The organism is Paenibacillus silagei, from assembly GCF_017874735.1.
In the GTDB taxonomy this organism is placed as follows: Bacteria; Bacillota; Bacilli; order Paenibacillales; family Paenibacillaceae; genus Paenibacillus_AQ; species Paenibacillus_AQ silagei.
This window is the reverse complement of record NZ_JAGGLV010000043.1, coordinates 1-21,797: the sequence shown is the minus strand read 5'-3', so window position 1 is coordinate 21,797 and position 21,797 is coordinate 1. Positions and strand designations below refer to the sequence as shown.

The 21,797-nt window shown below is 53.7% G+C and carries 18 protein-coding genes and 1 pseudogene; 15 read left to right on the top strand and 4 right to left on the bottom strand.

The features are described 5' to 3' along the window. The first annotated feature begins 81 nt into the window (after positions 1-81). From rfbH to J2Z70_RS32550, 5 genes are all read left to right on the top strand, one after another. Entirely contained in the window at positions 82-1,410 is a 1,329-nt protein-coding gene (gene rfbH / locus J2Z70_RS32570) for a lipopolysaccharide biosynthesis protein RfbH (RefSeq protein ID WP_209879891.1), read from the top strand. Continuing rightward, positions 1,407-2,183 carry a glucose-1-phosphate cytidylyltransferase gene (gene rfbF, locus J2Z70_RS32565; RefSeq protein ID WP_209879888.1) on the top strand — a complete coding sequence of 259 codons (777 nt, stop codon included), beginning with the start codon at positions 1,407-1,409 and terminating at the stop codon, positions 2,181-2,183. Before rfbH ends, rfbF begins: the two co-directional genes overlap by 4 nt. Beyond that, a complete protein-coding gene (rfbG, locus tag J2Z70_RS32560; protein ID WP_342593079.1) occupies positions 2,165-3,265 on the top strand; it encodes a CDP-glucose 4,6-dehydratase in 1,101 nt (366 codons plus the stop codon). The genes rfbF and rfbG overlap by 19 nt, the downstream gene beginning before the upstream one ends. 10 nt (positions 3,266-3,275) lie before the next feature. Beyond that, positions 3,276-4,373, top strand: coding sequence for a glycosyltransferase family 2 protein (locus J2Z70_RS32555; RefSeq protein ID WP_209879884.1), 1,098 nt, complete (start codon positions 3,276-3,278; stop codon positions 4,371-4,373). A 177-nt stretch (positions 4,374-4,550) separates the two neighbouring features. Further along, on the top strand, positions 4,551-4,949 hold the full coding sequence (locus J2Z70_RS32550) for a MerR family transcriptional regulator (RefSeq protein ID WP_245368712.1): 399 nt from the start codon (positions 4,551-4,553) through the stop codon (positions 4,947-4,949). 194 nt (positions 4,950-5,143) lie between these two features. On the opposite strand, the gene J2Z70_RS32545 is transcribed toward J2Z70_RS32550, so the two are convergent. Continuing rightward, the gene (locus J2Z70_RS32545; protein WP_209879878.1) at positions 5,144-5,500 is read right to left on the bottom strand and encodes an alpha-helical endospore appendage domain-containing protein; all 357 of its coding nucleotides are present in this window, start codon (positions 5,498-5,500) and stop codon (positions 5,144-5,146) included. 227 nt (positions 5,501-5,727) lie between these two features. Between J2Z70_RS32545 and J2Z70_RS32540 the strand changes: the two genes are divergently transcribed. Beyond that, entirely contained in the window at positions 5,728-5,988 is a 261-nt protein-coding gene (locus tag J2Z70_RS32540) for a hypothetical protein (protein WP_209879876.1), read from the top strand. Continuing rightward, positions 5,978-6,649 carry a hypothetical protein gene (locus tag J2Z70_RS32535; RefSeq protein WP_209879873.1) on the top strand — a complete coding sequence of 224 codons (672 nt, stop codon included), beginning with the start codon at positions 5,978-5,980 and terminating at the stop codon, positions 6,647-6,649. The genes J2Z70_RS32540 and J2Z70_RS32535 overlap by 11 nt, the downstream gene beginning before the upstream one ends. A gap of 30 nt (positions 6,650-6,679) precedes the next feature. Here J2Z70_RS32535 and J2Z70_RS32530 read toward each other — a convergent pair whose 3' ends face one another. The 3 genes from J2Z70_RS32530 to J2Z70_RS33800 all read right to left on the bottom strand — a co-directional run bounded on the left by J2Z70_RS32530 (position 6,680) and on the right by J2Z70_RS33800 (position 10,828). Further along, positions 6,680-7,246: an acyltransferase gene (locus tag J2Z70_RS32530; RefSeq protein WP_209879869.1), complete on the bottom strand. Its 567-nt coding sequence runs from the start codon at positions 7,244-7,246 to the stop codon at positions 6,680-6,682. A gap of 62 nt (positions 7,247-7,308) precedes the next feature. Further along, positions 7,309-9,450 (bottom strand): glycosyltransferase, encoded by a 2,142-nt coding sequence (locus J2Z70_RS32525; protein ID WP_245368718.1) that lies wholly within the window; start codon positions 9,448-9,450, stop codon positions 7,309-7,311. 187 nt (positions 9,451-9,637) lie between these two features. After that, on the bottom strand, positions 9,638-10,828 hold the full coding sequence (locus J2Z70_RS33800) for a glycosyltransferase (protein WP_209879864.1): 1,191 nt from the start codon (positions 10,826-10,828) through the stop codon (positions 9,638-9,640). Here J2Z70_RS33800 and J2Z70_RS32515 point away from each other — a divergent pair. The 8 genes and pseudogenes from J2Z70_RS32515 to J2Z70_RS34055 all read left to right on the top strand — a co-directional run. Further along, positions 10,823-12,130: a glycosyltransferase family 2 protein gene (locus J2Z70_RS32515; protein WP_245368709.1), complete on the top strand. Its 1,308-nt coding sequence runs from the start codon at positions 10,823-10,825 to the stop codon at positions 12,128-12,130. The two genes, J2Z70_RS33800 and J2Z70_RS32515, sit on opposite strands and share 6 nt — an antisense overlap. Beyond that, positions 12,127-13,374 (top strand): glycosyltransferase family 2 protein, encoded by a 1,248-nt coding sequence (locus J2Z70_RS32510; protein ID WP_209879861.1) that lies wholly within the window; start codon positions 12,127-12,129, stop codon positions 13,372-13,374. Before J2Z70_RS32515 ends, J2Z70_RS32510 begins: the two co-directional genes overlap by 4 nt. 38 nt (positions 13,375-13,412) lie before the next feature. Next, a complete protein-coding gene (locus tag J2Z70_RS32505; protein ID WP_209879859.1) occupies positions 13,413-14,186 on the top strand; it encodes a glycosyltransferase family 2 protein in 774 nt (257 codons plus the stop codon). Positions 14,187-14,204: 18 nt separating this feature from the next. Then, a complete protein-coding gene (locus tag J2Z70_RS32500) occupies positions 14,205-15,254 on the top strand; it encodes a sugar phosphate nucleotidyltransferase (protein WP_209879856.1) in 1,050 nt (349 codons plus the stop codon). 90 nt (positions 15,255-15,344) lie between these two features. Beyond that, on the top strand, positions 15,345-15,488 hold the full coding sequence (locus J2Z70_RS32495; protein WP_209879853.1) for a hypothetical protein: 144 nt from the start codon (positions 15,345-15,347) through the stop codon (positions 15,486-15,488). After that, the gene (locus J2Z70_RS32490; RefSeq protein ID WP_209879850.1) at positions 15,472-17,163 is read left to right on the top strand and encodes a glycosyltransferase; all 1,692 of its coding nucleotides are present in this window, start codon (positions 15,472-15,474) and stop codon (positions 17,161-17,163) included. Before J2Z70_RS32495 ends, J2Z70_RS32490 begins: the two co-directional genes overlap by 17 nt. A gap of 24 nt (positions 17,164-17,187) precedes the next feature. Further along, entirely contained in the window at positions 17,188-18,312 is a 1,125-nt protein-coding gene (locus tag J2Z70_RS33955; protein ID WP_342593078.1) for a collagen-like protein, read from the top strand. 162 nt (positions 18,313-18,474) lie between these two features. Next, positions 18,475-21,797, top strand: a pseudogene (locus J2Z70_RS34055) (beta strand repeat-containing protein); the annotation flags it as partial.

Below are 21,797 nucleotides of genomic sequence, written 5' to 3'. Positions count from 1 at the left end.
AGCCTCCCGTCTGCATATAAATGATGTACCAAGTCCGACAAAACCACTAAATGAAAACCATTAGTTAAAGGAGGGGAGCTTTTGCCCACAGAAGCTGCAACCTTGCGTGAGCAAATTCTGAAGCTGACAGCAGAATATTACGACATCCGTTGGCCCGGCCGGTCCTTCGTGCCTGGGCGCGATTACGTGCCGGTCAGCGGCAAGGTGTTCGATGGCGAAGAATTGATCAGTCTGGTGGATGCTTCACTTGATTTCCACCTGACTGCGGGCAGATATACTGGCGAGTTCGAGCGGAGGTTCTCTCAGATTATGGAGAGAAAGCATACCCTGCTGGTTAACTCCGGTTCCAGCGCGAATCTGCTTGCCGTGGCAGCACTTACCTCGCCGCTGCTCGGTGAACGGCGGCTGCGGCAGGGCGATGAGGTGATTACCGTAGCCGCAGGCTTCCCGACCACGGTCAATCCGTTGATTCAGCATGGCCTGATTCCGGTGTTCGTGGATGTGGAGCTGCCTACCTACAATATAAATACAGCACAGCTTGATGAGGCACTCAGTCCGCGTACCAGAGCGGTCATGCTGGCACATACACTCGGTAATCCTTTCGACCTGGCTAGTGTTAAGGCATTTACGGACCGGCATGGGCTGTGGCTGATTGAGGATACCTGCGATGCTGTCGGGTCCCTGTATAAAGGTAGGCCGGCCGGTTCCTTCGGCGATCTGGCCACGGTCAGTTTTTTCCCGGCGCATCATTTGACCATGGGAGAGGGAGGCGCAGTGCTGACCTCGGGTGCCCGCTTGAAGAAAATTGTTGAATCTCTTCGTGACTGGGGCAGAGACTGCTGGTGTCAGCCAGGAACCGACAATACCTGCGGCAAGCGGTTTGACTGGACCAAAGGCGAGCTGCCTGCCGGATACGACCACAAATATACGTATAGCCACATCGGCTACAATCTGAAGGCTACTGATATGCAGGCGGCCATCGGGGTCTCCCAGCTGGAGAAGCTGGAGGGGTTCCATGCGGCACGCAGACGTAACTTTGAACATCTGAAGGCTGCGCTGAAGTCAGCGGAGGAATGGCTTATTCTTCCCCAGGCGACGCCGCACAGTGATCCGAGCTGGTTCGGCTTCCCGTTGACGGTGAGGGAAGATTCACCCCTCTCGCGCAATGAATTGGTGCGCAAGCTGGAGGAGTCGCGAATCGGCACCCGGCTCTTGTTCGCCGGGAATCTGCTCAAGCAGCCTGCGTACTCCGGTGTAGCGCACCGCGTGGCCGCGCCGCTCATTCAGACGGACAGGATCATGAACGATACGTTCTGGGTGGGAATCTATCCGGGACTTTCGACGGAGATGCTGGATTATACTGCTGAGGTATTGCTGGGCTTGCTGAAAGGTAAGGAGGTAAGAAGATGAAGGTAGTCATTCTGGCCGGCGGCTACGGGACCCGGATCAGTGAAGAGACCGATGTGAAGCCCAAGCCGATGATTGAGATCGGCGAGAAGCCGCTGCTGGTGCATATTATGGAGCATTATGCCTCTTACGGCTTTGATGATTTTGTCATTTGCCTGGGGTATTTGGGGAATGTCATCAAAAAATATTTTGCCGATTTCTATCTGCAAAGCTCCGATGTCTCGTTCGATTTCGGCAATGGCAACCAGATGACACGCCATAACCGTCAGCAGCGGAACTGGAAGGTAACGCTCGCGGATACGGGCAGGGAGGCGATGACTGGCGGAAGAATCCGGCAAGTCCACAAATACACCGGCAATGAACCGTTCATGCTGACCTATGGGGATGGTGTTGCGGACATTAATATACAACACTTACTGGATTTCCACCGCAGTCACGGGAAACTGGCTACTATAACTGCAGTTCAGCCGTCGGGGCGCTTCGGTTCGCTGGATATAGTAGAGGATTCCAAGGTTACCGGCTTCGTAGAGAAACCCAAAGGCGACGAGGGTTGGGTGAATGGCGGTTTCTTCGTCCTTCAGCCTGAGGTGTTCTCCCTGATCGAGGGCGACCGCACCGTCTGGGAGCAGGAACCGCTCCGGGAGCTGGCCGCGCGGGATGAACTGAGGGCCTACAAGCACCACGGTTTCTGGCAGCCAATGGATACGCTCCGTGACAAGCGTTATCTGGAGGAGCTGTGGCGGGAGGGAGGGCTCCCGTGGATGAGAAAGAACTGACCACGGCGGAATTCTGGAAGGGGCGGCGTGTCTTCGTGACTGGACATACCGGCTTCAAGGGAAGCTGGCTCACCAAGTGGCTGACGATGCTGGGCGCAAGGGTGAGCGGTTATGCCTGGGACCGGGATGAGCATAAGCTCTTCCCGCTGATCGGAGCTGCGCCGGAGGTCGATACAGTCTGGGGAGATGTGCGGAACAGGCAGCGTCTAGATGCAGCACTGCGGGAAGCGGCCCCGGAGGTGGTCTTCCATCTGGCTGCTCAGCCGCTGGTCCGTACCTCGTACCAGTTCCCTGCCGACACGTTCGAGGTCAATGTGATGGGTACGGTGAACCTGCTGGAGGCGGTCGCAAGCGCAGTAGATTCAGGGACCCCGGTCCGAGCTGTCGTTAACGTTACGACGGATAAATGCTACGACAACCGTGAGTGGATCTGGGGCTACCGCGAGACTGATCCGCTGGGCGGCTATGATCCTTATTCTTCAAGCAAGGCGTGTTCTGAGCTGGTTACGCAGGCTTACCGCAACAGCTATTTCCATCCGGCACGCTATGCCGAACATGGTGTAGCTGTTGCTACCGCCAGGGCGGGCAATGTCGTCGGGGGTGGCGATGATTCCCTGGACCGGCTGGTTCCGGACTGCCTGCGGTCATTCGCTGCCGGCTTGAGGCCGCTGCTGCGCAGCCCGGGGGCGACGCGGCCCTGGCAGCATGTGCTGGAGCCGCTTAGCGGCTATCTGCTGCTGTCCGAGAAGCTGGTGCAGAAGGGAGCAGAGTATGCCGCCGCCTGGAATTTCGGCCCGGAGGAGCAGAGCGTCCACAGTGTCGAGAAGGTGGCCGTCCGGCTCGCAGCGCTCTGGGGAGAGGGAGCAGGCGTTGATATTGCCGGTATCTCCGGGCTGCATGAGGCTGGTGAACTGCAGCTTGACAGTACCAAGGCCCGCCGCTTGCTGGGCTGGCGCTCCCGCTGGAGTGTGGAGCAGGCTCTGCAGAAGACAGTGGATTGGCAGAGAGCACTGGATGCAGGGCAGGATATGCGGGACATCAGCGAGCAGCAGATTCGCGAATATATGACACAGAACCTATAGGAGGGCACTAATGATTACTATCAGTCTATGTATGATTGTGCGTGATGAAGAGAACGGCCTGGGCCGGTGCCTGGATGGTGTGAAGGATATTGCGGACGAGATTGTCATTGTCGATACGGGCTCCACAGACCGGACAAAGGAGATTGCCGCAGAATATGGGGCAGTGATCTATGATTTTGAATGGATTGACAATTTCGCTGCAGCCCGTAATGAAGCCTTCAGCAAGGCAACGAAGGAATATATTCTCTGGCTGGACGCAGATGATACCATTGAGGAAATTGACCGGGTGCGCTTCAAGAAGCTGAAGGAGACACTGTCGCCGCAGTACCAGTCTGTGACCATGCCCTACAATCTGGCCTTCGACAGTGAAGGCAAAGTGACCTCAAGTCTGAGACGCAACCGGCTAGTTCGGCGTGACTGCGGCTTCCAGTGGATCGGACCGGTGCATGAGTATCTGGCTGTTGCGGGCAATACTTTTGAGAGCGAAGTTTGTATTACTCACAAGAAGGATAAGGTCCATACGGACCGCAACCTGCGCATCTACCGTGGACGCCAAGCCAGTGGCGAGGAGTTCTCGCCGCGCGATCTCTACTATTTTGCCAATGAGCTCCGGGATCATGCCATTCACGAAGAAGCGCTGGAATATTACGAGAAATTCCTGCAGACCGGACAGGGCTGGGTTGAGGATAACTATCAGGCCTGCCTGAAGATGGCAGAATGCCACGGGCACCTGAGTAATAAGGCCGGGAAAATGAACGCACTGTACCGTACCCTTAATTATGATATCCCCCGTTCCGAATTCTGCTGCCGTCTGGGCAGTGAATTCGTGGAAGCTGGAGAGTTCCAGCGGGCGATCTACTGGTTCGAACAGGCGATTTCGCTGCCGCAAAGATCTACCCTGGGACTGCAGGATATGACCTCTACTACCTGGGTGCCGCATCTGCAATTATGCGTATGTTATGACCGATTGGGTCAGTACATCAAGGCCAATTACCATAATGAGTCAGCTCTATTCTATTATCCTACACACCCAAGTATGCTGCATAACCGAAAATATTATAAAGAGCTGCTTGGAGATTCCTTCAACGAATTATTTAGAGTTTCTTAAGCAGGTAATCTGCCGCCTTTAAGGCAGCATAATAGACAGGCAACGTTCTCCGGAACAGGCCTGTCTATTTATTTTGCGGGACGAAAATTATAGAAATAGGTATTTTTACACATTTATTGCGAGGCACATGAATACCATTAAAGTAAATAAGTCCACCTAAAATAGAGGAGCGATGTTATGGTACGCCATTACACCCAACTGGAAATCATTAATTTATCGAAATTGCCTCCGACCACAGTGAAGAGATGGCTGGAATATTTCTCTTACTTCGTACCGGGGACCCGGCAAGGAGATCAGGTGCTCTATCCCTATGAAACTCTGAAACTGTTAAAAAGAATCAGTGAGCTGCGCATGGAACGCTATCATCTAAGCACCATTGTGCGCCTGCTGATCGAGGAGGGGTTCCCGATGTACAGCAAAGGTGAACAAGAGCTTCCCGTACCGGAGCGAACGGAAAGCCGTATGGCCGAGGCCCCGGAGCCGGACAGACAGCAGCAGCTTGTGGCTTCCCTCTCCTCGCTGGCCAATGAGCTGATCCGGATTGCGGATCATTTGAATCACTTGAAGGTGCAGTAGGTGGAGTTTACATGATTAGGGCTTGTCCATTTCTATGTGCAAGTGTACCTGTTGCATCTTATAGGCTAAATTGAGGGTTTCAGCAAGCAGCGAACAGGACATTGCCCTGTACATAGCACCAGGTTCCTTACGGCTCTGCCGCCACCCTCAATATGTTGTTGTGTCCGGTCTGGCGGGAGTATGACAGTTGCCTGTTATTCCTCATCTTCCTCAATTTCAGTAGTTAGTTCTTCTTCCAGCAATCGTGCCGACAAGGCACCAGAGTCACTCAACAAACGCAGAATCCGGTCCATTTTGCTGAGACTAAGCCACTGGCCCTTAGTAATCTCTTCGAGCAATCTGGCGGTTGTATTATTCAACTGGATCATGTTGAGGAAATTCATGTTTCCGGGATTCGATAGCACGAAGGCCTGCATCGCTTCCGCTTCCGCGTTGATAATGTGAGACAAGGACATCTCGTTGATCGCAATAGAGGTGAGCAGGAGAGAGATGCTTTCCTCCCGCGTAAGCGAGATATCGGGAGTTATATTGGGGATGTGGGGCATTGACATGCAGATCTCCTCCAAAACGTGAAAGGTTGCTTTGCGCTTAATTATCTAGTCATAGCTATGTATACTTCAGGCACAGATTGTCCTATTCCTGTTATTCTCTGAAATCCGCCAAATCCGATATACCTGGGACAAATGGTGATAGGGACAAGTCAAAAGCACATATATATAACAGTAACTAAATCAAAGCAGGCAGCGGGGGGGATGAAGCGATGCTACAGCGGGAACGGTTGATCAAAGCGATTATTCTGGCTGCGGCGCTGGAGGAAGAAGCGGTCTCGGCTCTGATCGCAGTTGAAATCCGCAAGCTGGAATATATGTATGATGATGAATACAGCTGGGAAGAAGAATTAGAGATGGGGGGGCTTGACGCCCTGCAGGAGGCGGTGGCCAGAATCATCACGGCCCTGGCCCAGCATCAGGCCATGATCTGCCGGACGCTGGAAACCAGCAGACGGCTGGTGCGAGAGGTGAACGGGTATGAAGGCTGAAGCCCGGAAATCGGAGGATGAGCTATTGGTGCAGGCGATTCATAAAACAATGGGACAGATGGAGCAGCTGAAGCAGGCTTGTCTGCGGCTCTCGGTCAATGCGGACGACGAGCTGGCGCTGTTCATGCGCGAGACAGAACGGCTGCTTGAACGAGCTCAGTCTAGAGGCCAGGAGACTGAGAGGCAAGAACCAGAGTATAGGGAGCAGGCTTCCACCGTTATCAAGCAGACCATTCGTCCTGCGGATGCATACGTATCCGGGGGCAAGTATCTCTATAATACGGGTAAGTCCGTCCGGTTCATCCAGCGGCGCTCGGCGCAGGCCACGCGCAAACGGACGTCCCATAAGAAGCGTGGGCAGACAGTAGGAGTACGCGCAGCCAGTGAACGCAAGCGGCAGCAGAGGCAACAGCTGAAGCCTGCTATTCAGCCGCAGCAGCCGAAGAAAGCAGTGGAGCGGCAGCAGCCGAAGAAGGCAGTAGAGTGGCAGCAGCCGAAGAAGGCAGTGGAGTGGAAGCCGCCGAAGAAGGCGGCGGAGCGGCAGCAGCCCAAGAAGGCGGTGGAGCGGCAGCAGCCTAGGAGTACGCAAACTACAAGTACACAGCAGTCCGTTGACTATGGTGGGATTAGAACCTCGTCCAACCTGCAGCGCTCCCTGTAAGATGAACTATTGTGTGAGGAGCAACCGCCTTCAAGCTCTGCCCTCGCCGGGCAGTTGCCATACTCCTGCTTCGGAATCATAAGCATTTACCACTCTGGCAGGATTGCCCGCTGCGATGCAGAAGTCCGGCAAATCCCGGGTCACCACACTGTTAGGTGTGACCCGGCAGCCCATGCCAATGGTTACATTACCCACAATGACACAGTGGGCGCCAAGCTCGCTGCCCGCACCGATCCTCACCTGCTGGCTGGCGGAGGTAATCCATTGGTCGCGAATGGGGATGCCAATCTGGCGGTACTGGTGGTCAGTGTCGGCAATATATACATCTGGTCCGACGATGACATTCTCCTCCAGAATGACGCTGTTCGCAGCGGTAATGATCAGATTGCGGCTGCAGCTGCAGCCGTCTCCGATCGCAATGGCAGGCGGTGCTCCTTGACCGGGATGAATTACTGTAAACCAGCTATTTTCTTGTATAAGCACATTGCGGCCGATAGCGACTTTCTCCGGACAGTTGATATCGGTCTTAAGCATGATCAGACTGCCGGGTCCAAACGTACTGAAGCGCTGTTGAAATTCCGGGCTGATACCGTTCATTTTGTAATCATCCTTTCGTTACACCGGGCAAGTCTGCTCAGGCTTGCCCGGTATTGCGTTTGTCAGATATGCTGGTGCTTGGCCTGAATGGATTTGATATGTGTATAGAGATCATCAAAGTATAATTCGTTCTGATAAGCCTCCCTTAAGACCTCTTCAAAATCCCCGGGCTGCAGCTGCTTAAGATTATTCTCCAGCATATAGTTGTACCACCATAGCAAAAAGGTGTAGGCGATATGTTTCTTCTCAGCAGCCATTACGGCTTCACTCAATCCCTTGTCCAGGAAGTAACTTAGAACATTGAAATAAGATTTAATGAATGTCTTGGCGAAGCTGTATCCGCCTGTAATCTTGTCGCTGCTTGTCAACAGCTTACGGCGGTAGACACAATAATCCGGTGTAATCCTTAGAATAGAGAGTTCCATATAGACCTGGATAAGATTGGAGTTGATGAATAGTTCCGGTGTAGGAATCTGCTCGAATTCCTTCCTGCGCATAATAATTCCCGAAATAAATGTAATGTAGATGGAGGCATGCTGCACATAATTACTTATACCCGCAGCCCGGTCAACCTGTCCGGTATTTCTAAGGATATCAAGGAAGAGTAAGCTGCAGTCCTTGTTATGTTCGATAAGGTGGCAGATCTCTTGTAGAGAGCCAGGCAGCCAGTAGTCATCGTCGCCGTGAAGCTTAATGAATTCACCGCGGGCATACCTTGCACATTTCAAAAAGTTGGAGTCTGCGCCTTCATTGAACTCATTGCAGAAGTAGCGCAGATTAGAAAAGCGTGACTGATACCTACGAACAATGTCTTCAGTATGGTCTGTAGATGCGTTGTTGGAAACGATCACCTCAAAGTCTTCCAGTCTGGCGTTCTGGCTATAGATACTATTCAGGCAATGATCCAGTTCTGCTTCGCGGTTATAAGTCGGAATGCAGATGCTGAGCAGCAGGGGCTTGGTACCGCCCTCTGTAGTCTGAGCTTCGTCTGTTGAATTCAAAGCTTCTTCTTCAACTGATGAGCTGTCGCCTGTTAACCATCTCCTGGTATTGGAATCATATTGCTTGATCACTCTGGCGGGAACACCGCCTGCTACACAATAGTCGGGAATTACCGTGCCGGATACAACGACAGATCCAGCATGTATGACGCATCCCTTGCCGATGGACACTTGCCCTGAAATGACAGTGTTGGCGCCGATCCAACTCCCGGAGCCGATCGTCACGATGTGACTCCAGGAGTCCACTCCTTGCTTCATGATGGGCAGATGGATGTTCTCATAGGCAAGATTGTGATCCGATATGTGCACATTAGTTGAAATGGCTACTTGTGTACCGATCACAATACGGTTGACTGCCGACAGACTGCTCCGGCGCCCGATATCGCTTCCGGAGCCAATCTGAATGCGCGGCTCGCTGGCAAGATTATTGTAAGGAAGCATAATCCAGCAATCTGCCTGGAGCTTAACGCCATTGCCCAGTGCAACACCCTCCATGCCAAACAGATCGCAGGTGGGATGGATGTTGCAGTCACTGCCAAGCCGGTGGAACCGGTGCTGGCCGTGGCTTTTGCCATAGCCATATTGGTCGAGGTAGACCTGCCGGGCTTCTTCATAGCCGTTGGAGGTAGTTACGAAGCCGCAGTCATGCAGACACCAGGGCAGCCGCTGTTTGGGGACCCCCACTTCATAACCGTTGTTAATGAATTCCTGGCTGTGTGATGCATCATAGAAGTGCCATCCGGTGAATAAGTCCTTACGCCAGGGCAGGTCATACTGTGTAACCATCAGCAGACCGTCGAGCGCTTCTACGGATTCGTATGCGCCCGCCGGCTGAATGAATTCCAGGGGCTGAAGCCTTCCTGTATGGCTGTCTATTACTCTGCCGTACTTCTGAGTGGAATCCCACCAGATACCGGAAGAGGGCAGCGTCTTGGCCCCGGCTACTCCAAGCATACCCAGTGAAGGGTGCTCAGAGAACAGGCGGACGATGTCCGCAATAAATTCCGGATGAAGGATATGAACGTCCTGATGCAGATATACCTTGTACTTGGCATCCGACCGGCGCATAGCTTCATCGTAACCCGCAGCCAAGCCGGAGGCATTCCTCACGATTTGGAGGTCTACGTTAAATCCCTCCGGTTTGATTAGCTGCCGTAAATTCTGCTGACTCTGCTCCGCCAGCTCCTCATCATTCACACACATGATAAAACAAACTTTACGCTCATCCATATCGCTGAAATCCTCTCCTTTACCCTCAAGGTCCGGTATTCTCCATCTTTACCGGACTTTATGGACCCGAAGTTTTCGGTATCGCCGTCTGCCTGGGCATAGTCTATGTATATTCAGGCAATGCCCAAACATCAATTTTTTTTGGAGGAAGCAGTAATTATCAGGCAGATCCAGTGTGTCCAGCGGCCCCGGTCATAGTATAGCGGCATAGACAGAACAGCGGATTTGACTGCAATAGTGCATATTGCCGTGACATCCAGGGATTAATGGAAGCTCCGGGATACTCAGAATCTGCACTGCGCTCCCAGTCCCGCCTATTCAGAACAACCGACGGGGGAGAGAATGGACTTGAAGCCGAGTGCTTGACGTATTCGGACAGCCCCTCCAGCCGTTCCGGCTGCGGAGGACGGCGGGTGTGCATGGGATGAATCAGTAGGATACCGCAGTCAGAATAAGAATCCAGCACATTCAGTAAGGGTGCAAGAGCATTTGGAAGGAAGGAGGCTCCAGAATCGTGCAGCATGATGAACTTACCTCCTGCCATCGCTGCGGCCTGAATAGGAAGGAAATCCCCTGCTACACTATCTGGATTACGGAGGTAACGGAAGCTGCGGTACAGCATTGCGTAATGGTGTGCCACCTCTCCGGACTCATCTGCCGAGGCATCATCCAGAACGCAGACCTCGATTAATCCGCTATCACCGGTCTGTGCATAGATCGATTCCAGGCAGTGCCTTAGCTCTTCGGCCTGATTGCGTACCGTTATGCATATGGACAATAGCGGTTCTTTGCTTCTTCGTTCCAGCGTCTCCCGGGCTTCCTCCTCACTGTGTATTCTGATCCACTCTCCGCTGGACGGCTCATAGATCCGGCGGAATTCGGCCGGATTACCGGCAACAACACAATAATCTGGGACATCCCGCAGAACCACGCTGCCTGCACCAATCACACAGCCTCTGCCAATCTTTACATGCCCCAGAATTGAGGAATGGGCCCCAATCCAGGAGCCTTCACCGATGGTTATCGTGGAGACGCTATCTTCAGTCTCCCAAGGTTGCCTGGCGTCAGAGATATACACATGCGGGCCTGTGATCACATCCGCCTTCAGCTCCACCTTCCCTGTTGCGGTGATCGTCAGGAACCGGCTGCAATCACAGCGGTCTCCGATCACGATACGGGGGGAGCCGTCTCTGGCGGGAGAGGGAATATCCCACCGGTAGCACTCCCGCACCAGCACACCGGTTCCGATTGCTGTTTGCTCTGGCAACGTTAGCACACCATCCGAGGCTATTTTGCAGCCTGTGCCGTAACGGTAGAAACGATAGTAGAGCGATGGGGGGATAGTATGCATATGCTCCTCCTTCAATCTATTGACAAGATCATTGCAGGGGTATCTGTACTAGCTTATGAACCGGAATGGAATTCATGCGGGCAAATCATGCCGAATGATCCGGCAGGTCCGGCATATATATATACGAGAAATCCGGGAAGTCCGGATATTCAGAATCTGCAAGAGGGAGGAGAAGACTTGCCGACCATCAGCTTGTGTATGATTGTACGCAATGAAGAGAATAGCTTGGGGCGATGCCTGTCATCAGTTGCGGATCTTGTAGATGAGATTGTCATTGTAGACACAGGCTCCACGGATCGCACTAAAGAAATTGCGGCTGGCTATGGCGCCAGGCTCTACGATTTCGAGTGGATACAGGATTTCGCAGCTGCACGCAATTACTCATTCAGCCATGCGGCTTGCGAGTATATGATGTGGCTTGATGCGGATGATGTCATTGAGGAGATTGACAGGGAGCGCTTCAAGGCCCTAAAGGCATCTATGGCTTCTGGTTATCATGCTGTATCCATGACGTATGTCCTTTCAACGGATGAGAACGGGAAGGCTATGTACAGCTTCAGGCGCAATCGTCTATTCAGACGTGACTGCGGGTTTCAATGGAAAGGCGCCGTACATGAATTCATGGAAGTCACACTGCCTGTGCTTGAGAGCGATGTCTGTGTTACGCACAAGAAAGACAAGGAGTATACAGAGCGTAACCTTGATATTTACCGCAAAATGATAGCTGATAATACGCCCTTTACTGCAAGAGACCGTCTATATTATGCCAATGAGCTGTACGATCATGGCTACTATCGTGATGCGCTTGAGAACTATGAGCGATTTCTGGCGGACGGACTGGGCTGGATAGAGGACAATATTCAGGCGTGTACGAGATTGGCTGACAGCCATGGAGCACTGGAACAAAAGGAAAAGCAATTACAAGCCTTGTGCCGCTCTTTTGAATATGATCTCCCGCGTCCAGGGGTCTGTTGTAAGATAGGCTATTATTTCATGGATTTGCAGCAATACGAGCAGGCGGTGTACTGGTTCAACCAAGCAACATCATTGCCTAATAAAGGGGAGCCGGGAACAGAGGAGTATTCCGCTGGTACCTGGCTGCCGAATCTCCAGCTCTGTGTCTGCTACGATAAGCTCGGGGATCACAAATTGGCTGACTACTGCAATGAAGTATCCTTCGCGCAGTATCCGGCAAATCCAAGTGCGATATACAACCGGAATTATTATACTAACCTGCTGGGCGACAAGCATATAGAGATTAATAACTTTGTACTACAAGCACAAAAGGAGTTGGTCCAGTGAAAACGAGCATCATTATTCTCACCCTTAATCAGCTGCCCTTAACGATCCAATGTCTGGAGAGCATTAGACGCAACACCCCGGAAGAGCATGAGATCATCATTGTAGACAATGGCTCCACTGACGAGACTGTAGATTTCCTGAAGATGCACTATCCTGAACTGAAGCTGATTGAGAATAAAGAGAATCTGGGGTTTGCCAAGGGCTGTAATCAGGGGGGAGAAGTGTCCGAAGGCGAAGCCATTCTGTTCCTCAACAATGATACTGTAGTTCCTCCCGGATGGCTGGCACCTATGCTTAATGCACTGGAGAGTGATAGTGCAGTCGGCATGTCTGGGCCGGTAACGAATTACATCAGCGGACATCAGCGTATTCCGGTAACCTACAGCGAGCTTAGAGAGATGGAGGCATTCGCGGCAGAATACTGTAACGAGAAACGCGGTCAGGTGCAGGAAGTGCGCCGCCTGATTGGCTTTTGCCTGCTGGTCAAACGCACAGTTCTGGAGGAGATTGGCTGGTTCGATGAACGTTATGGCCTCGGCAATTACGAGGATGACGATCTGTGCCTGCGGGCAATTCAGCATGGATACAAGCTGCTGATTGCCCGGGATTCATTCATTCATCACATCGGTCATGCCAGTATGGGGCAGACTCCTTCTTTCGATTTGACTACACTTCTTGCGCAAAACAAGGAAAAAGCTTTTCAGAAGTGGGGAGCGAACATCCATAGCTTGATCTATACCTCTCCTGTACGCGTGTGCGCGGGGATTATTGCTTCAGGCAATGAGGCAATGCTGGAGGAGACGCTGGCTTCATTTGCAGAGGTGACGGAGCAAATGATCGTCGTGGATCCGTCAGGCAATGAACGCGTTGTGCAGACGGCAGCCCGATATACACAGCAGGTCTATACCTTGAAGGGTGAAATGAACGTGCGGATGTGCCGGGAATTAATCACACATATGGCATCAGAGCCTTATATCCTCTGGCTGCAGGAAGGAGATGTTATGACTGCGGATGAACGACGGAGATTCAACGGGCTTAAGCTCTCCTTGTTTCACCAATATCATCTGGTTACCCTTCGTTGTGGGGAAGGTGTCCGTTATATGACCAGACAGGACAGCGGCAAGCTCTATCCGGAAGATATAGTACAGCCTAGACAGAGTCCATTCTTCGGCATAGTCAGCCGTGCGACCATCAGTACCCGAATAACAGCTTCAGAACGTGAGACTATTGTAACTAGGCCATAGATAATGCAACGCAGGACCTATTGAACAGGAGGAAAACAATGGAACAAGATCTGGTGACAATCGCGATATTAGCTAAGGACAAGGCGCATGTGCTCCCGCTCTATCTGGAACTTATAGAGCGGCAGACCTATCCGGCTTCAAGAATCAATCTGTATATTCGTACTAACAACAATAATGACCTGACCAAAGAGATTCTTGAAGAGTGGATAGCACGAGTGGGTGAAAGATACCATGAGGTTCATTTCGATGCCAGCGATGTGGAAGAGCCTGTACAGGACTATACTCCACATGAGTGGAATTTTATCCGCCTAAAGGTGATGGGCAGGGTACGACAGGAGTCGGTAGAATGGGCCAGATCGAGGAATTCCCATTATTTTGTGCCTGACTGCGATAATTTCATCATTCCAGATACGCTGGAGAGCCTGCTATCCACTCATCTACCGGTGGTTGGCCCCCTGCTTACAGTTGCAGAGTCTCCGCGAAGCTATTATTCTAACTTCCATAATGTTGCAGATGATTTTGGATATTTCAAACCTTCAGAGCTGTATTTTGAGTACCTCTATATGAAAGTCAAGGGGCTGCTGCAGGTAGATGTCATCCATTGCACCTATCTGATGCGCCGTGAGATTCTGGAGCATGTCCGTTACGACGACGACAGCGGCCGTCATGAATATGTCATAGTAAGCGACGGCTTGAGAAAAGCAGGCATACCCCAATATTTGGATAACCGTAAACACTACGGGTTGCTGACCTTCTGTGATACTGAGCAGCAGTTCAGCGAAGTGAATCTGACCGTTGACAACTTCCTATAAGGAAGGGAGGAATGAACCATGAAGCTTGTGCTTCTATCCGGCGGTTCCGGCACACGGCTGTGGCCGCTCTCCAGTAGTATACGAAGTAAGCAGTTCCTTCAAGTGCTGCCTGCTCCGGGTGGCGGACGTGAGTCCATGCTTCAGCGGATCTGGCGTCAGTTAGCGGCTGCGGGACTGGATCATGAGGCATATATCGCAACTTCAAGCGGGCAAGAGACGCTGATCCGCAAGCAGCTTCGTACAGCTCCTAAGGTTATCATCGAACCACGGCGCAGAGACACTTTTCCGGCAGTCAGTCTTGCCTCGGCCTATCTATATTCAGTAGAGAAGATCTCCCCCGAGGAGACGGTCATTGTGCTGCCGGTAGATGCTTATGTCAGCGACGAATTCTTCTTCAAGCTGACAGAATTGGATCAGGCTCTACACCACTCCGGTGCGGAAATTGCTTTGCTTGGTGCGAAGCCGGACGGCCCGTCAGGGAAGTACGGTTACATTGTTCCTTCTGCACCCTCGGCCGCTTCTGCCGGAAGCCAGGAGAACCCGGGATATGTACCTGTGGATTGCTTCGTGGAGAAGCCTGACAGACAGGCAGCAGAGGCACTGCTGGATCAGGGGGCACTGTGGAATTGCGGCATCTTCGCCTTCCGGTTATGCAATCTGCTGAACCGGCTGGAAGCAGCGGGCTACTCAAGGGATTATGCGGATCTGCTGAGGCAATACCACAGCCTTCCCAAGAGCAGCTTCGATGTAGAGGTGCTGGAAGGAAACAGCCGCCTGATCTGTGTTCCCTATCATGACGGATGGAAGGATCTGGGGACCTGGAATACACTCTCTGAAGAATTGGCCTCATCCGTTCTGGGATGGGGCCAAGTCAGTGCAGATTCATCAAATTGCCAGATTGTTAATGAGCTCGACATTCCGGTGATGCTTGTCGGACTGGACGATGTGATCGTAGCGGCAGGGCCTGGAGGCATTCTTGTGGCCCGCAAGGATGCTGCAGATCATCTGAAGCATCTCCTTCCCGCCCCGGACAAGGAAGAACGGAAGCAATGCATGCAGAACGACTGAATCTGGCAGTTCATGAAATTATGCTCAGGTTGTCCGACTTTATCCGACAATGTTCTATGCGGGCGGAAACCGTCATAAGGTAGAAGGGTGATGTCAATTGGTCTAAACATCAGCCTGACCGGTCCGTCCGCAGAGTCCGGTAAATCCACGATGGAAGGAGGCAGAACCAGCATGGCAGATAACAGCGAAGGTGAACGCCCCATTGATCTCCCTGTGTATGATCGTCAAAGATGAAGAATCCTGGATTGCGCGCTGTCTATCGAGCGTGCGGGAAGGAGTGGATGAGATTATTGTCGTAGACACAGGCTCCCGTGACAGAACCATGGACATTGCTCACAGCTTCGGCGCCCAGATCCTTCAGTATCCCTGGAAGGAGAACTTTGCGGATGCCCGCAACTATAGTCTCAGCCATGCAACGGGAGAATGGGTATTATGGATGGATGCAGATGAGGAGCTGGCTGGAGGCGATGCGCTTAAGCTTCGAATGGTGAGCGCCCTTCAGGAACACAAGCTGGCATCTCTGGAAACGATCCACTTCAATAGTCCCTTCCGGCCCCGGCAGGATGAAGCTTACCGTCTTGCTCAGTGCCGCCTGTTCCGTAATGGAGGAGGGGGACATTTCACTGGTGGGATTCATGAGCAGCTGGTGTTGTCTGGAACGGATGCGGGAGAGGATGCCAGCACCCCGTACCAGCTTCCGGTCCGTCTGTTCCATTACGGTTATCTGCAGTCTGTGACCTCCCTCAAGTCCAAACATGAACGTAATCTGAAGCTGCTGCAGCAATCCATTGCAGATAATCCGAATCCCGATCCGTGGAGTCTTTATCATATAGCGAGTGAGTATCAGCGGGTGGGGAAGTATGAATCTGCTTTCCGGCAGGTTAATTTGGCTATTTCGGCTTCGCTGAGGCAGACTCAGTTACCCCCATCCCTCTTTTACAAGCTCAAATATAGCTGTTTGCTGGCACTGGGCAGCTTCAGGGAGGGCTGGCCCGGTATTGACAAGGCTATCAGCCTCTATCCGGATTATGTGGATCTGCATCTGTATAAAGGATGCATTCTTATGCATATCAGCCAGGTGGAGGCTGCGATTTCCGCTTTTGAGCATTGTCTGACTCTTGGTGAGAATGCTCTTCAATATATGGTTCTTAAGGGGGCAGGAACCTTTTACCCCTGTTATTATATCGGGAATTGTTATGAGATGCGCGGTATGTCTGGAGAGGCTGAGCGCTGGTATCGCAGAGCGATTGAATACTCCCCATCATTCGCGGAAGCGGTGGAGAAGCTGTCCCGGCTGGATGAGGAAAAGCTAGCGGTGACAGAGAAGCCTTCAGGTAACACTGGTTTCCCTATATCTTCATTGCATAAGAATTCTGTGTGCAGCGCTACACCCCCTGATAATCTGTGGTCTGTAATAGTATTGTTAAGCAGGGAAGATGGCCCGATATCTGCCCTAAGAGATTGGGCAGGGAAGTGGCAGCCGTTCGCAGATCAATGGATTGTGGTTGATACTGGACTAGGCGAAGATGCCAGAAGGCTTGCCTGTGAACTGAAGGCGCCAATTCTTCTTCTTCCTTCCGGGCAGGAACAGTCCCAGCTCTGGGAGAGATTGCTGGATCTCCTTACTTCCCCACGGGTACTGTGGCTGAATCCCTTTGAAGTAGTGGGTGAAGAAGACCGGGAAGCACTGGCAAAGATTAAGAATTCACAAGCCAGTCCGCATTCTGTATTCTCTATTAATCTATGCTTTCATAAAGGTGAAATAGAACAAGATAATTGGAAAGTTAAGAGAAATCGTCTGGCTGCACGGGAGAGTATTCTTGGCTGTAACCCGGTTACTGGTGAGTTTATAGCCGTTCCGGGATGTACCGTTGGAAGTACTGCCATTACAATTGGGAGCGGTCAGTAGTGAAAGGAAAGGGGATGGAAGATTATGGCTGTTGGAGCAACTGGAGTAACTGGACCAACGGGAACTACGGGACTAAAGGGTGATGTTGGTGATCTCGGACCCGGAGGCCCTGTCGGAGATGATGGTAGTACAGGGGCAACAGGGTTCACAGGGAATACTGGAGCTACAGGGTTAACGGGATCCGGGAATACAGGGAATACCGGAGCCACCGGGGCCACAGGGAGTACTGGAGCTACTGGGTTAACGGGAACCGGAAACACGGGGAATACCGGAGCCACCGGGGCCACAGGGAGTACTGGAGCTACAGGGTTAACGGGAACCGGGAATACAGGGAATACCGGAGCCACAGGGTTCACAGGGAGTACTGGAGCTACAGGGTTAACGGGAACCGGGAATACAGGGAATACCGGAGCCACAGGGTTCACAGGGAGTACTGGAGCTACTGGGTTAACGGGAACCGGAAACACGGGGAATACCGGAGCTACAGGGTTCACGGGGAATACCGGAGCCACCGGGAATACGGGGAATACCGGAGCTACAGGGTTCACGGGGAATACCGGAGCTACAGGGTTCACGGGGAATACCGGAGCCACAGGCTTCACGGGGAATACCGGAGCCACAGGCTTCACGGGGTATACCGGAGTCACGGGCTTCACAGGGTATACCGGAGCCACGGGAATAACTGGAGTTACAGGGTCCATTTCAGCTATTTTTGGAACATTTGTGGCCAATTCGATAACTCCGGTTACTGGTGTTACTGGAGCTCCTATTGGATCCTTCACTAGAAACAAGAGTGATGCAAATAATTCTATAGGTTTACTAGGTGGGAATACCTTTGTGCTACCAGGTGGACATATGTATTATGTCTCATATCAAGCTTCCGTTAAATATAACGGCACGACTCCGCCGGGAGTTGCACTATCAATTAATGGTAATGTTGATGGTTCAACGATATTTTACTCTGGGGCTATTGGTGATCCGTCCAAATTGGTCACTCCAGTGTCTGGGGTCAGGATTGTAAATGCAATGAACGGAGATGTGAACCTGCAGATGGTATTATATCTTCCGGGGTTATCTACTTCAGTAAGTATTCAAAATGTAAAACAAGGATTTCCAAGTTCTGCTGTGACTATTTTTGCTTTGAATTAATATCAGAATACACCCTCCCAGTAAGTAAAATGTGAAACGGATACCTTCCTTGTCCAAGGATGTGTACCCGTTTCTTAATTATCTTAAGAAAAGAAAAATGGATGCAATTGGTTATTGTTGAGAGGTTTAGAATCTACAACAGCGAGGAGTTGACAACAAATGGGTGCAGGACCAACCGGAGCAACTGGACCAACGGGACCAACAGGAACAACTGGTATTTTAGGGGCTCAAGGCACGCGGGGGACCACTGGATTATCAGGGAGAACTGGGGCAACTGGTAATACTGGATTAACTGGCTATACAGGTGAGACTGGTCTTACGGGGCAGACTGGGTTCACAGGGCAGACTGGGTTCACAGGGCAGACTGGGTTTACGGGTCTAACGGGCGAAACGGGCCTCACAGGTGAAACCGGGGAAACGGGAGCTACAGGAGAGACTGGGGCGACGGGACTCACGGGAGAAACTGGAGCTACAGGGCTCACGGGAGAGACTGGGGCAACAGGGCTCACGGGTGAAACCGGGGAAACGGGAGCTACAGGAGAGATTGGGGAAACGGGAGCCACGGGCGAGACCGGAGAAACAGGAGCTACAGGAGAGACCGGGGAAACAGGAGCTACCGGAGAGACTGGAGCGACGGGCCTCACAGGAGAAACCGGGGAAACCGGAGCTACAGGGGAGACTGGGGCGACGGGAGTCACGGGTGAGACCGGAGAAACAGGAGCGACGGGCCTCACAGGAGAGACTGGAGCGACGGGCCTCACGGGAGAGACTGGTGCAACGGGTCTGACAGGAGAGACTGGGGCAACAGGGCTCACGGGAGAGACCGGGGCGACGGGCCTCACGGGAGAGACTGGAGCGACGGGCCTCACGGGTGAAACCGGGGAAACAGGAGCTACAGGAGAGACTGGGGCGACGGGAGCTACAGGAGAGACTGGGGCAACGGGACTCACGGGAGAAACCGGGGCGACGGGCCTCACAGGAGAAACCGGGGAAACCGGAGCTACAGGAGAGACTGGGGCGACGGGAGCCACGGGTGAGACTGGGGAAACCGGAGCTACAGGGGAGACTGGGGCGACGGGGGTCACGGGTGAGACTGGGGAAACGGGAGCCACGGGTGAAACCGGAGAAACGGGAGCTACAGGAGAAACAGGAGCGGCGGGCCTCACAGGAGAGACTGGAGCGACGGGCCTCACGGGAGAGACTGGAGCGACGGGCCTCACGGGAGAGACTGGGGCAACGGGTCTGACAGGAGAAACCGGGGCGACGGGCCTCACGGGAGAGACTGGAGCGACGGGCCTCACGGGTGAAACCGGGGAAACAGGAGCTACAGGGGAGACTGGGGCGACGGGGGTCACGGGTGAGACCGGGGAAACGGGAGCTACAGGAGAGACTGGGGAAACGGGAGCTACAGGAGAGACTGGGGTGACGGGAGTCACGGGTGAGACCGGGGAAACGGGAGCCACGGGTGAAACCGGAGAAACGGGAGCTACAGGAGAGACTGGGGCGACGGGACTCACGGGTGAAACCGGGGAAACGGGAGCTACAGGCGAGACTGGGGCAACGGGACTCACGGGAGAAACCGGGGCGACGGGCCTTACAGGAGAAACCGGGGAAACCGGAGCTACAGGAGAGACTGGGGCGACGGGAGCCACGGGTGAGACTGGGGAAACAGGAGCTACAGGGGAGACTGGGGCGACGGGGGTCACGGGTGAGACCGGGGAAACGGGAGCTACAGGAGAGACTGGGGCGACGGGACTCACGGGAGAAACTGGAGCAACAGGGCTCACGGGAGAGACTGGGGCAACAGGGCTCACGGGAGAGACTGGAGCAACAGGCCTGACAGGAGAGACTGGAGTAACGGGAGTCACGGGTGAAACCGGGGAAACAGGAGCTACAGGAGAGACTGGCGCAACGGGGCTGACGGGAGAGACTGGGGCGACGGGAGTCACGGGTGAGACCGGAGCAACGGGAGCTACAGGAGAGACTGGCGCAACGGGGCTGACGGGAGAGACTGGAGCAACGGGGCTGACGGGTGAAACTGGGGCAACGGGGCTCACGGGTGAAACTGGAGCAACAGGGCTCACGGGTGAGACTGGAGCAACAGGGCTGACAGGAGAAACTGGAGCGACGGGCCTCACAGGTGAAACCGGGGAAACAGGAGCTACAGGGGAAACTGGGGCGACGGGAGTCACAGGTGAGACCGGAGAAACGGGAGCTACAGGGGAGACTGGAGCGACGGGCCTCACAGGAGAAACTGGAGAAACAGGGCTGACAGGAGAAACTGGAGCAACGGGCTTCACGGGAGAGACTGGAGCAACGGGGCTGACGGGTGAGACTGGGGCGACAGGGCTGACAGGAGAGACGGGAGCAACGGGGCTGACGGGAGAAACTGGAGCAACGGGGCTCACGGGAGAGACTGGGGCGACGGGGCTCACGGGAGAGACTGGGGCGACGGGAGTCACGGGTGAGACCGGAGCGACAGGCCTTACGGGCGAAACCGGGGAAACGGGAGCTACGGGAGAGACTGGAGCGACGGGCCTCACGGGTGAAACCGGGGAAACAGGAGCTACAGGTGAAACTGGAGCAACAGGGCTCACGGGAGAGACTGGAGCAACAGGACTCACGGGAGAGACGGGAGCAACAGGACTGACAGGAGAAACCGGTGCAACAGGGCTGACAGGAGAAACCGGTGCAACGGGCTTGACAGGAGAAACCGGTGCAACGGGCCTGACAGGAGAGACTGGAGCAACAGGGCTCACGGGAGAGACCGGGGCAACAGGACTCACAGGTGAGACTGGGGAAACGGGAGCTACAGGTGAGACTGGAGCGACAGGCCTCACGGGCGAAACTGGGGAAACAGGGGCTACAGGAGAGACTGGGGCAACGGGACTCACGGGTGAAACCGGGGAAACAGGGGCTACAGGTGAAACTGGAGCAACAGGGCTCACGGGTGAGACTGGGGCGACAGGGCTGACAGGAGAGACTGGAGCAACGGGAGCTACAGGAGCTACAGGGGAGACTGGGGCGACGGGAGTCACGGGTGAGACCGGAGCAACAGGCCTGACAGGAGAGACTGGAGCAACGGGGCTCACGGGAGAGACTGGGGCGACGGGGCTCACGGGAGAGACTGGGGCGACGGGAGTCACGGGTGAGACCGGAGCAACGGGAGCTACAGGAGAGACTGGCGCAACGGGGCTGACGGGAGAGACTGGAGCAACGGGGCTGACGGGTGAAACTGGGGCAACGGGGCTCACGGGTGAAACTGGAGCAACAGGGCTCACGGGTGAGACTGGAGCAACAGGGCTGACAGGAGAAACTGGAGCGACGGGCCTCACAGGTGAAACCGGGGAAACAGGAGCTACAGGGGAAACTGGGGCGACGGGAGTCACAGGTGAGACCGGAGAAACGGGAGCTACAGGGGAGACTGGAGCGACGGGCCTCACAGGAGAAACTGGAGAAACAGGGCTGACAGGAGAAACTGGAGC